Here is a 12,016-nt window from a genome sequence, read left to right as displayed (position 1 = left end):
AAATATAATTGAAATTGATTATCATTATTAATATAATGAGAATGAGAATGAGAATCATTTATTGTAAAAGGGGGATGTCAAAGTGGCGAAAATTTTAATAGCGTATGCAAGTATGTCAGGGAATACAGAGAGTATTGCTGATTTAATTAAAGTAAGTTTAGATGCCTTTGATCATGAAGTAGTATTGCAAGAGATGGAAGGTATGGATGCTGAAGAATTATTAGCTTATGATGGAATCATTTTAGGATCTTATACGTGGGGTGATGGTGAATTACCATTTGAAGCGGAAGATTTCCATGATGAGTTAGAAAATATAGATTTAACGGGTAAAAAAGTGGCTGTTTTTGGATCAGGTGATACAGCGTATGAACTGTTTTGTGAAGCGGTAACGATATTTGAAGAACGTCTTGTAAAATGCGGGGCAGAACTTGTACAAGAAGGATTGAAAATTGAATTAGCTCCAGAAGATAAAGATGATGTTGAAAAATGCAGTGATTTTGCAATTGCTTTTGCCGAGAAGTTCTAGGAATGGGAGTGTCAACGTGGAAACAATGTTAAGTGCAACTGCTATTACAAAGTTAAGAGATGGGAAGCTTTTGTTAGCTACTACATATAATGGTTTATTCATTGAAAAAGATGGAGAATGGAAACAGGTTTTAACTGGTTTCCAAAAACGAATTCGAGATTTACATAGTGAAGGTAACGTAGTTTACGGAGTAGGAGACGAAGGAGTTTTTATTCGTAGTATGAATGGTGGAGAAACGTGGACGATCCAGCGCTTTCCAACGAAAGCAACGAGTTGGAATGTATGTAGTAATGAGAATGGAACAGTAATTGCTCATGGAGATAAAACACTGTATCATTCTAATAATTTTGGTTCCACATGGGAGACTATTCAGCCATTTCTTAATTACGGTAGCGAGGCACCATCTATTCGATCATTATTTTTATATAAACATTACTTATTTATCGGTACGAAAATACATACTAAATATGGTGGTGTTTGGCTTTTTGATTTAGAGACACGTAAATTAAAAAGGATTAAAATAGCGATGAATCAGATGATTTCTGCGTTGACTATACATAATTCCTATTTAGTATCGGCAAGTGGATCGTGCAAGGGAATTAGCGGGAATATTTCTTTTTGCAGAATAGATGAGAGTATCGAAAGTGATAAAATAGGTTGGCATACATGTCAAAGTGAACAAAAAGCGAGTAGTTATTTAGATTTAAGTGTGGATCAACATGTGTTATATACAACGTCAACGCAAAATAAGGCGGGAATTAGTACCGTTTGCCGTGTGCTTCTTGAAGAAGGAATTGTTACAGTATGTGATTCGGTTAAAGGGCATGGTTGGCGCATTGTTAATGAAAAAGAAGGCTATGTTGTAGCTGGATCAGGTGAATTAAAAGAGATGCAATGGAAGAAAAAAGCTGTATAGCTTAAAAAAACTTTACTTTTATTATATTGATATGATATAGTTACTTTAAACCATTTTACTTTTAATAATATAGAGATTTAAATGAGCTGTAACTTCCGAGGAGGATAGCAATGTTAAATCTCCTTGGGGGTTGCAGTTTTTTAATATATGATGTATTATTGTAAAGTGGTTGAAAATGAATATGTACATATAGGTACATTGTAGGAGGATTTTTTAAATGCAAAACGGTAAAGTAAAATGGTTTAACGCAGAAAAAGGTTTCGGTTTCATCGAGGTTGAAGGCGGAGAAGACGTATTCGTTCATTTCTCAGCTATCCAAGGCGACGGCTTCAAATCTTTAGAAGAAGGTCAAGAAGTTACTTTCGAAGTAGAACAAGGTAACCGTGGACCTCAAGCTACAAACGTAAACAAGAAGTAATTATGAAAAAAGAAGGGCTTGCCCTTCTTTTTTTTGCGTTTTTATTGAAGGTCCTCCTATTTACATATGATAATAAGACTGAATTTTCGATTTATATTTAAATGTATTAAATGTATTAAATGTATTAAATGTATTAAATGTATTAAATGTATTAAATGTATTAAATGTATTAAATGTATTAAATGTATAAACTGCATGTATAAATAGATACTGAAAATAAAGTGAAGCTGTTAATTAGGCTTTTCATATTAATAGGAATTAGAAAGAGGTATACAAATTGAAAAACGCTACACACTTCATTGTGTTTGATATTGAAAGGAATTTTAGGCCGTATAAATCAGAAGATCCGTCAGAAATAGTTGATATTGGAGCTGTAAAAATAGATGTGAGTACAATGAAGGTTATTGGAGAATTTTCAGAGTTAGTAAAACCAAGTGCCCCATTAACTCGTCATACAACAAAATTAACTGGAATTACAAAGAAAGATTTAATTGGTGCAGAGAAATTCCCTCAAATTATAGAGAAATTTATTCAGTTCATCGGAGAAGATTCTATATTTATTTCATGGGGAAAAGAAGATTATCGTTTTCTATCTCAAGATTGTACATTATACGGTATAGAATGCCCATGTATGGAAAAAGAGAGCAGATTTGATGTGCAAAAATTTGTTTTCCAGGCATATGAAGAATTATTTGAGCATACACCAAGTTTACAATTTGCAGTGGAGCAGCTCGGTTTAACATGGGAAGGTAGGCAACATCGTGCTTTCGCAGATGCTGAGAATACAGCGAATATATTTCTTAAAGCATATAGTGAGAGAGATATTAATAAGCGATACAAGAGACATGGTGAGCTTGAACTTGTAAAGAACGGAAAACTAACAGAAAAAGCGAAAAAAAGGATGCGAAAATGGGTGTTTAAAGAACTGAGAAAAAATACAGAGCGTCCTTTTGTATGGAGTGTATTTGAAAGTAGTGACACGTGGGAAAGTATAACGGAAAGATATTATATAAGTGAATCTGCAGTAGAACTTCTGAAGATTCACTTTCCTACGGCGGTTAGAAAGGCGGAAAGGCAGCTTAGGTATTTGGCTGAGATGAAGAAGGTGGAGGAAGAGGGAAAGGTAACGTAAATGTATTAAGGTAGCTAAGGCTAGTCCTTGTTATGAGGAGAATTTATTAGTGAGCAATGTAAAAACTCCTATTCCATTTATAGATATAGGAGTTTTTTAGTATTTACTTTTTAAGTGAGTTGATCATTCTTTATATTCTCGAATAAACTCACTTACATTATCTGAAAGAAGAAAATGTAAAGACGCCGTGATAGTAGATATATCCCAGTCCCACCAGGAAATTTGTTGAAGTTCTTCAATCACTTCTGGTGAGAAGCGATACCGAACCAACTTTGACTCCAGACATAATCATAGCGCCACTGCCTATCCAAACGTCATGACCAATGATTACATCGCCCTTAGTTTTGGGATGATCGCTAAACCCCGCACCCACGGGAACTTTTGCATTAAATGGATAGGTACTAATCCAATCTGTTCTGTGTTCGCGACCTAAAAAGACTGTTACATGGTCGGCTATGGAACAAAACTTACCTAATTTAAGCGAAGCTCCTTCTCCCCAAGTGCGAACATTAAGGTCACCATATGATCAATCTCCTATTTCATACGAAGCAAGCTGTGGATTTTGATTTAAGAACAAAACCCTGCACCTCCCAAATAGATATATTATCTTATGTATATGGGTTTAGAGGGGGGGAAGTAGCAAATTGTAAAATTAAATCGATAAAATGATATCTTGTTTCTTTAAATCACACAAACATATTAGTATCCCTATTTCTTTTCAATCCGCTCAATCACGTCTTGCAATTCATCCGGCTTCAAAAACTCAAATAGTAGAAAGTGTTAGTACCCATATACTTTTAGTGACCACCAAATAGACACGTAAATGTGACCAAAATAAAAGAGCGCTTGTTCACAGCGCTCAGTTAAAAATAGTTATATGGAAGCATTTATTCAGTGATAGAACCGAAAATTTAAGTACTGTATGGTCACGCGTGTAGACACATAATTGTTATTTTAGTTGCCTTTTTACATTATTCTATTCGATTTCTCCTGAGCCATAACTATACTGCTGCTTATTCTCAATCCGCTCAATCACATCTTGCAATTCATCCGGCTTCAAAAACTCAATTGGAGAGAATCCTTTTTCGAACGTAAGTGTGTCTGCTTCAATCATTAATACATATCGGTCGTTTACCTTTGCAATATGTATTAGGTCTCCGAAATCAGCAAGCAAAGCCTTCACAGAGATATGATCCGCTTTTAGCTTTAATTCTACTTCAGGGGCGTGCTCGACGATTTGAGCAGTAGCTTCCATTACTTCTTCTGTTGAAAACTGTTCCATGATTTCACGTTTTGGACTGGCAGCCCATACTTCCATCGCTTGGTCGAACTGTTCGCGTTCTTCTGTACCTTCTTCAAATACATCTTCAATTTGGTCGTATACCATGTCCATTACTTGTGTTTTCATAATTTCAGGCATAGAGCGCTCGTATTCGACGAATTTTAAGAAGTCCTCAAAGTAGCGGGCGTGTGATGCTTGGTGTATTTTTAGTTCGCCAGGCTCCACCATACCTTCTTCAGGCATGTATGGGTATTGGATAGATTTCATATTCTTTGTTGTGATGGCCATTTCAACGTTACGAATAAGCGTTGATTCATCAGAAATGGAAGCAACCTTTGGTTCGAAGTCACATTTCATTACGAATACGAATGGATCATCAAAGTATTTGCGTAGTTTTGCTTGAGCGATTAAAAATACACCACCACGTACAGCGCTTGTGTCAAGGTATGTATAAACGAGAGGTTCGCTCATATCTTTGAAGTTTTCTTTTGTTTCTGCAAAACGAATACGATTAAATAAGTTGTAATGAGGGTTTGAATCGAGTTCGTGCCCTTCTTCTACAATAAAGCGACCAATCTTTGTTGGGGCTTGTTCTGTTTTTGCGTGACGTTCTACTTTTCGCTTTGAAATTTTTAATAATTCACCATTCAAAAATTCTTTTAAAGAGCTATCTTCATACTCTTCAGCGTCTAATGTTTGAAAATGTTTATAGCGTTTATCAACTGCTTCACCTTTTCCTTCAACTTGTACTACATAAAAGGAAAGAAAATTTATTTCAAAATCCATATTTATCACCTTGTTTCATTTCATTAACTCTTATCAGTATAGAGATGGAAAAAACTTTCGTCAATTTATATAAGGAAGGGGGAGTCCCTTCCTTATATATTTGTTATTTTCGAAATTAAAATCCGTCTTCTAATGCTGAAAATGGAATGTTTAGTCTATTTTCTACTGTACGTAAACGCTGATTTAAGCGGTTTAATCTACGTGTATGGCGCTCAACTGTGTTTTCTAGTTGACGTACTCTTTGTTCAAGCTCATTTACTCGTCGTTCTAGTTGACGGTTTCCAGTGCCAGGAAAAGAGATAGGAAGTTGAAATTGTCGATTTTGATCATATGGATTAACTTGTTCTGTTTGGTCAATATATTGTTCGTATTGTGCTTGTAAATCATACTGAGGTTGGTAACCATATTGGTTATATGGATCATAAGGATTGTAGGGATACATAAAAACATCCTCCATTTCTTTATAATAGGTTAAATTCATCATAATGTATGTGCAAAAGCGGAGTAGTGGCACGGCAAATACCTACATACGCTGAAATGAAAGAGTTTTACATTTGTATTTCATCTGTTTAATGGTATATACTGGATGGAGATAGGTTGCATAAAAGTTACAATCTTATCAAACTCAAAAATTTATATAAATATGTATAGACATTTACAAAAGAAAAGAGTAATTTAAATAGAGTAAAAAATAACTTGTAACATTTTCTAAATATATTGTAAAATGATTGTAACAAAACATACATAAAAATGAAATAATACATAAGAAATAATGTTGGGGAAAAGGAGAGAGTATATTGTTCCGAAAAATAAAGGGTATATTAGTAGGGGTGCTATGTGTAGCTGTAGTAAGTGGTTGTGGAACAAAAGTAAGTGATGTGGCATTAGTAAGTGATTTTGGTGGGAACGTTGTAGAGGCCAAGGCTGATGTACAGGATTCAATTAGCTTAGTGGATGGGCGTACTGGTACTGAAGTGAAGAAAATAGACTTATCGAGCTTAGGGTATTTTGAAGATGAGGCGAAATTCAAAAAATCGGTAACGAAGGTTGCTGGTGAAGTTGGGAAAAGCGTTGACAAAAAGATGGTCCCTTCACGTATAGCGCCTGATGGATCATGGCAAGAAGGAAAGCCTTCTTATGAATTAATGGAAAAAGAATTAGTAGACAAATTATTAAATGTAGGTATGTGGGATTCTTCATATCAGTTACCTATCGTTGAGAAAAAGCCTACCGCAACATTAAGTGATGCGCAAGGAAGTGGCACGGTAATTGGTAGATATGAAACGAATTTAGGTGGCTCAGCAGGTGGCCGTATTGAGAATATTCGTTTGTCAGCAGCCAGCATAAATGGAGTTGTATTAGCAAAAGGAGACAGTTTCTCTTTTAATGCATTAATCGGTGATACAACGCCAGATAAAGGATATCAATTAGGTAAAGAAATTGTAGATGGTAAATTAGTAGATGGTTATGGTGGTGGCGTTTGTCAAACATCATCAACTCTATACAATGCAGCAGATCAAGCTGGTTTAAAAATGGTAGAGAGAACTACACATTCTAAAACAGTAGGTTATGTCCCGCAGGGAAGAGATGCTACAATTGCGTATCCATATTTAGACTTAGTATTTGAAAATACGAATGATGCTCCTGTTAAGCTTTATATGGGCATTCAGGGCGGAAAGTTAGTTGCAGAAGTACATAAGATGAAATAAATATTATAAGCTATAAAAATAAAAATGAAGCCATTATTTCTAAGTTTGATAGAAATAATGGCTTTTTGTGTATAGTTTATTAAGAATAGTAATTCCGAAGAAGAGTGGGATTTAATTCTTAGTTTTCCTATTGACATTGTTTTAATTTAGCTGTATTCTTCATAATAACAACTAAATAAATGGAAAAATTTATTGGTTTTCTTATCAAGAGAGGTGGAGGGACTGGCCCGGTGAAATCTCAGCAACAGGCTAAAAAAGCACTGTGCTAATTCCAGCAAACGTAAAAGGCGTTTGGGAGATGAAGGGAAATGGATTAACATTCAACTCTTCTTATATGTGTAAGAAGAGTTTTTTGTTTAGAGAGGGGGGATAGGGTGAAATTTGATGTAACGTATTTTTTAGAAAGTTTTCCGCAATTATTTAAATATGTATACATAACTTTAGGGATTACTGTTGTTTCAATGATTATTTCTTTCGTTATAGGAGTGGGCTTGGCAATCATTACAAAAAATAAAACGAAATTTTTATATCCAATTGTCAGGGTGTATATTTCTTTCTTTAGAGGAACACCGTTATTAGTTCAATTGTTTGTGCTGTATTTCGGATTGCCACAAATTTTTCCGACTTTTACAGTGCTTACAGCTATGCAAGCAACTTTAATTGGTCTCAGTTTAAATAATGCTGCTTATTTGTCAGAAATCATTCGAGGTTCATTAAATGCTGTAGAATCAGGACAAATGGATGCTTGTTTATCAGTTGGAATGACAAAGGCACAAGCGATGCGACAAATTATCTTTCCGCAGGCTATTCGTGTAGCAGTGCCGGCACTTGGAAATAATTTTGTCGGATTGTTAAAAGAATCTTCGTTATCTTTTGCACTTGGAGTGGCTGAAATATTAGCACAAGCGAAAATGCTAGCTGCGCAATCGTATCGTTATATGGAAAGTTATTTAGCGGTAGCGATTGTGTATTGGATTATTACAATCGTAATCAGCTGGGGGCAGAAAAAGTTGGAGAAGAAACTTGATGCACCGTATTTATAAGAGAAATGAGGTGATATATGTGATTGAGCTAAAAGATTTGTATAAGTCTTACAAACATAATGAAGTGCTGAAAGGAATCTCACTTACTGTCAAAAAAGGGGAAGTGGTAGTAGTCATTGGACCTTCTGGTTCAGGGAAATCGACATTACTACGATGTTTAAATTTATTAGAACAACCGGATGATGGCAGTATTAGAATTGAAGATTTAGAGATTCATACGAAAAAACTTTATCAAAAAGAAATAATAAAATTACGCAAAAAAACAGCAATGGTTTTTCAAAACTATAATTTATTTAAAAATAAAACAGCATTGCAAAATATTACAACACCATTAACGGTTGTGCAGAAAAAGAGTGACGAAGAGGCAAAGAGAATAGCGAGAGAAATATTAAAGCAAGTAGGCTTAGCTGATAAAGAAAATTTTTATCCGACAATGTTATCAGGTGGGCAACAGCAAAGAATTGGGATAGCTAGAGCAATGGCTTTAAATCCTGCTGTATTACTATTTGATGAACCGACTTCAGCGCTTGATCCAGAATTAGTGAATGAAGTACTACAAGTTATTAAAGATTTGGCAAGGCAACATATAACGATGGTTATTGTTACACATGAAATGAATTTTGCGAAAGAGGTGGCAGATCGCATTATATTTATGGCTGATGGCATTGTCGTAGAGCAGGGAACACCAGAAGAAATTTTTCGGAATCCCAAAAATGAGCGTACGAAAAAATTTTTACGACAACTAAATGCTTCTGAAGAAGGCAATCATTTCGTTATTTAGGAGGAAGAGTTATGAGGAAATCATCATTATTACTAACATTAGCATTAACAGTATCAGTTGGAGTTTTATCAGCTTGTGGTTCGGATAAAGCGAGCGAAAAAACAAATGAAAAAGTAGTGAAAGTTGGGACTTCTGCAGGGCGTAGCCCATTTATTTTTAAAGAAGGTGAGAAAGTAAAAGGGTTTGACGCTGAAATTATTGAAGCAGCTGCTAAAAAGGCTGGATATAAAGTGGAATGGAATGTTTCTGATTTTGAAGGATTATTCGGTTTATTAGATTCAGGCCGTATTGATACGATTGCAAATGAACTATCAGTTTCTCCGGAAAGAAAAAAGAAATATGACTTTTCAATTCCATATGTGTATTCAGGCTCTGTTTTCGCGGTGAAGAAAGATAATAAAACAATTAAGTCGCTAGAAGATTTAAAAGGAAAGACGGTAGGAGTTGGGCTTGGCACAGCAGGAGAACAAGAGTTAAAAGCATTAAACAAAGATAATGCCTTTACAATTAAAACGTTCTCAGAAGATCCAACAGCGGAATTGAATGAAGTAGGGCTGGGGCGTGTCGATGCTTATTATAATGATAAAGTTCAAGTGGAAACAACAATCACGAAGGCGAAACTAGATAATGTGAAAGTGGGATTTGGTCCACTTGAATGGGGAGAGATCGCATTTCCATTTGCAAAAAAGAGTGAAAAGTTAGAAGATATAAATAAGGCGCTAAAAGAATTAGAACAAGATGGAAAATTAAGCGAAATATCGAAAAAATGGCTAAAAGTTGATGCTACAAAAAAACAAAATTAAGGTGTATTCGTTGAATAGGGCTATTGCCTATCAACTTATATAAAAAACTAAAGGAAACTGGAGAGGAAGTTATTCATGGTACAAATTCATCCAAAAACACGTATTGGTCATGTTGAATTTAAAGTGAAAGATTTAGAGCGTCAAATCGCTTTTTATGAGAATGTAGTAGGCTTAGAAGTAATTAAGCAAGAGGGGAATAAAGCATATTTAGCAGGAAAAGGTGGTAAGAATACGCTACTTGTACTTGAGCAGTTAGAAGATGCAGCGCTTCAAGAACCACGTACGACGGGTATATATCATGTCGCCTTTTTAGTTCCGACTCGTGAGGCTTTTGCTTCGGCATTATTTGGTGTGATTCGTAATAAGAACGTAATTGATAGTCCAGCTGAGCAAGAAGGGCGTTATACATATTCAAATGAGATTTTACCAATTTCAAGATTTAATAGCGCAAGTGATCATACGTATAGCGAAGCGTTTTATTTACAAGATTTAGAGGGGAACGGTATCGAGATTTATGCGGACCGTCCGCGTGATCAGTGGGAAGAAGGACCAGGAGGAAGTACGCCACTTGATTTAAAAGAATTAGCAACGCTCGTTAATTATGAGTTTGATGGATTACCTGCTGACACTATCGTTGGGCACGTACATTTACGAATATCTGATGTAGAGAAGTCACACGAGTTTTATGTAGAAACAGTAGGCTTTGAAGTGCAACAGCGTGAAGATGATTGCTTATTTATTTCGGCAGGTGGGTATCATCACCATATCGGTGCAAATACTTGGAACGGGGTAAATAACCCGCACCCACCAGCACATACAACTGGATTAAAAGTATATACCATTGTACTACCACACAAAGAAGCGTTAGATGAAGTGAAAGAAAGATTAATAGAAAAACAACATGAAATAAATGAAACTACAAATGGATTTACGGTAGTAGATCCGAGTGGTATTACAGTGCAGTTTGAAATAGAAGTAGTATAAAGTGAAACTTTAATCAGTGGGGGTTTTGTTCATCCCCCACTGATTATTAGCCTTCACCAATCGGGAGTTATACTGCCCGGCGAATAGCGGGATAAAACAAGCCAGAAAGTGTGTAATCACTTTCTGGCTTGTTTTTGATTATTTAGAGCTCAATCCAATACCTTCTCACAACATTACCATCTTCTTCAGTGAAATCTTCATCACGGAGACCGCCGTTATGTAAAATCGTTTTCTCTGAAGCTGTATTCACTTCATCGCAAACGACAAGTGCTTTCGTAATGCTTAATTCCTTCGTTTTCTCTAATGACAACTCGAGTAGCTTCGTAGCATATCCTTTTTTTCTTTCAGAAGGGCGAATGCCATAACCGATATGGCCGCCAGCATTAAATAAATGCTCCGTCAAACTATGACGAATATTAACTGCTCCCAAAACTTTATTTTCATTTGTAATGAGCCAATAAGTAGAATCTGGTACCCATGTTTTAGGTATATTTATTCCGTTATGTGCGTCGTGTAATTCTTGAATCATTGCCGTGAAATTAGAAGGGTCTTTTGAGATAACCCACGGAATCATTGTTTCGCCGCTATTTTTCCATTCGTTATAAAAATCTAAGTATTCTTCTTGTAAATCGGTAGTAGGTGTAATTAAAGATACATTCATCGTTTGTAGGCTCCCTTTATTTATATTTTATTTCAACAAAATTTCAGTATAAAAAGAAAGTGATTTATAAATTTCTCAACCCCATTTCATATGCCATATTCAACTGAAAATAAGTTGCACGTTAAAGTTTAAAGAGTTTCGTATGAAAAGCAGGTAGTTTTATTTATGTTAATATTTAAAATATTAACATAAATCCATTGGGATATTAAATGTATTTTAATAAAATGCTTTTATTTTGATGGATAGATGCATGTGATAATTTTTGTTTTATCTATCTATAATGAAAGGAAATAAATTAGTAGGTAGTTACTATACGCATCCAGGGAAGTATTATTTACATGTATATCAGTACGGCGGGGGAACAGGGACTTATACGGTAGAAGTGAAATAGTAAAAGGGTCGCCGTGAATGGCGACCTTTTTTTATTATGCGTTATACCCAAATAATTTCAGATCTTCTTCTGAGTCTGAAATTATTTTCTCGAATCGTAATCCTACTTTTTCTAAAAGCTTTCCTGAAACAGTGTTATCTATAGAAGTAATTGCTACAATTCGTTTCATTCCTAGTTTTTGTACACCGTATTCCATTACCGCAGCAGCTGATTCATAGCCATATCCTTTGGAACGGAATTTTTCTAAAAAGGCGAAGCCGATATCAACGTCTTCTAATGAATCTCTTTTAATAAGACCACACATACCAAGTGGAGTAAGATCTTCTTTTCGTTCCACTAAGTAAAGACCAAAGCCCGTTTTATTATACATATCGACGGGTCCATTTAAGATGTAATTTTTTGCATCTTCTAAGTTTTTAACCCCTTTATCACCGATAAACTGAATCCATGCAGGATCGTTTACTAATTCGAGAATAAATGGAGCGTCCTTTATATCAAACCAGCGAAGAGTGAGTCGTTCAGTTTCAAGAACTATCAATCTATTGCACCCCCTTTAAAAGTTATAACAATTAGTATGGATTGTG

13 protein-coding genes, 1 pseudogene and 1 riboswitch are annotated in these 12,016 nt (G+C 35.3%); of the genes and pseudogenes, 9 read left to right on the top strand and 5 right to left on the bottom strand.

What is annotated here, in order from left to right; all coding sequences use genetic code 11:
• Nucleotides 1-82: 82 nt before the first annotated feature.
• The 4 genes from MHI07_RS16015 to MHI07_RS16000 all read left to right on the top strand — a co-directional run bounded on the left by MHI07_RS16015 (nt 83) and on the right by MHI07_RS16000 (nt 2,992).
• Nucleotides 83-526 carry a flavodoxin gene (locus MHI07_RS16015; RefSeq protein WP_002160966.1) on the top strand — a complete coding sequence of 148 codons (444 nt, stop codon included), beginning with the start codon at nt 83-85 and terminating at the stop codon, nt 524-526.
• Nucleotides 527-542: 16 nt separating this feature from the next.
• Nucleotides 543-1,442 (top strand): WD40/YVTN/BNR-like repeat-containing protein, encoded by a 900-nt coding sequence (locus MHI07_RS16010; protein ID WP_078174150.1) that lies wholly within the window; start codon nt 543-545, stop codon nt 1,440-1,442.
• A 217-nt stretch (nt 1,443-1,659) separates the two neighbouring features.
• On the top strand, nt 1,660-1,860 hold the full coding sequence (gene cspB / locus MHI07_RS16005) for a cold shock-like protein CspB (protein ID WP_001179147.1): 201 nt from the start codon (nt 1,660-1,662) through the stop codon (nt 1,858-1,860).
• Between the two features lie 277 nt (nt 1,861-2,137).
• Nucleotides 2,138-2,992 carry an exonuclease gene (locus tag MHI07_RS16000; protein WP_340825037.1) on the top strand — a complete coding sequence of 285 codons (855 nt, stop codon included), beginning with the start codon at nt 2,138-2,140 and terminating at the stop codon, nt 2,990-2,992.
• Between the two features lie 123 nt (nt 2,993-3,115).
• On the opposite strand, the pseudogene MHI07_RS15995 reads toward MHI07_RS16000, so the two are convergent.
• The 3 genes and pseudogenes from MHI07_RS15995 to MHI07_RS15985 all read right to left on the bottom strand — a co-directional run bounded on the left by MHI07_RS15995 (nt 3,116) and on the right by MHI07_RS15985 (nt 5,502).
• Nucleotides 3,116-3,569: pseudogene (locus MHI07_RS15995) on the bottom strand (CatB-related O-acetyltransferase).
• A 399-nt stretch (nt 3,570-3,968) separates the two neighbouring features.
• A complete protein-coding gene (locus MHI07_RS15990) occupies nt 3,969-5,060 on the bottom strand; it encodes a DUF3900 domain-containing protein (RefSeq protein WP_002033604.1) in 1,092 nt (363 codons plus the stop codon).
• A 115-nt stretch (nt 5,061-5,175) separates the two neighbouring features.
• Nucleotides 5,176-5,502 carry a hypothetical protein gene (locus MHI07_RS15985; protein ID WP_002160970.1) on the bottom strand — a complete coding sequence of 109 codons (327 nt, stop codon included), beginning with the start codon at nt 5,500-5,502 and terminating at the stop codon, nt 5,176-5,178.
• Between the two features lie 355 nt (nt 5,503-5,857).
• On the opposite strand from MHI07_RS15985, the gene MHI07_RS15980 reads away from it, so the two are divergent.
• The 5 genes from MHI07_RS15980 (at nt 5,858) to MHI07_RS15960 (ending at nt 10,380) form a co-directional block, all read left to right on the top strand.
• Complete coding sequence (locus MHI07_RS15980; protein ID WP_002111070.1) at nt 5,858-6,769, top strand: VanW family protein; 912 nt, start codon at nt 5,858-5,860, stop codon at nt 6,767-6,769.
• 198 nt (nt 6,770-6,967) lie between these two features.
• Nucleotides 6,968-7,074: riboswitch (SAM riboswitch) on the top strand.
• Between the two features lie 69 nt (nt 7,075-7,143).
• Nucleotides 7,144-7,812 (top strand): amino acid ABC transporter permease, encoded by a 669-nt coding sequence (locus tag MHI07_RS15975; protein WP_002199730.1) that lies wholly within the window; start codon nt 7,144-7,146, stop codon nt 7,810-7,812.
• A gap of 19 nt (nt 7,813-7,831) precedes the next feature.
• Nucleotides 7,832-8,593 (top strand): amino acid ABC transporter ATP-binding protein, encoded by a 762-nt coding sequence (locus tag MHI07_RS15970; RefSeq protein ID WP_340825031.1) that lies wholly within the window; start codon nt 7,832-7,834, stop codon nt 8,591-8,593.
• An 11-nt stretch (nt 8,594-8,604) separates the two neighbouring features.
• The gene (locus tag MHI07_RS15965) at nt 8,605-9,396 is read left to right on the top strand and encodes an amino acid ABC transporter substrate-binding protein (protein WP_340825029.1); all 792 of its coding nucleotides are present in this window, start codon (nt 8,605-8,607) and stop codon (nt 9,394-9,396) included.
• 75 nt (nt 9,397-9,471) lie between these two features.
• Complete coding sequence (locus MHI07_RS15960; protein WP_131230937.1) at nt 9,472-10,380, top strand: VOC family protein; 909 nt, start codon at nt 9,472-9,474, stop codon at nt 10,378-10,380.
• A 142-nt stretch (nt 10,381-10,522) separates the two neighbouring features.
• On the opposite strand, the gene MHI07_RS15955 is transcribed toward MHI07_RS15960, so the two are convergent.
• Nucleotides 10,523-11,041: a GNAT family N-acetyltransferase gene (locus tag MHI07_RS15955; RefSeq protein ID WP_002111067.1), complete on the bottom strand. Its 519-nt coding sequence runs from the start codon at nt 11,039-11,041 to the stop codon at nt 10,523-10,525.
• A gap of 425 nt (nt 11,042-11,466) precedes the next feature.
• Nucleotides 11,467-11,970: a GNAT family N-acetyltransferase gene (locus MHI07_RS15950; RefSeq protein ID WP_215557296.1), complete on the bottom strand. Its 504-nt coding sequence runs from the start codon at nt 11,968-11,970 to the stop codon at nt 11,467-11,469.
• Nucleotides 11,971-12,016: the final 46 nt, after the last annotated feature.

It is taken from the genome of Bacillus sp. FSL H8-0545 (assembly GCF_038006105.1).
GTDB lineage: Bacteria > Bacillota > Bacilli > Bacillales > Bacillaceae_G > Bacillus_A > Bacillus_A cereus_U.
The sequence above is the reverse complement of the archived record's forward strand: the minus strand, read 5'-3'. Positions and strand labels throughout refer to the sequence as shown.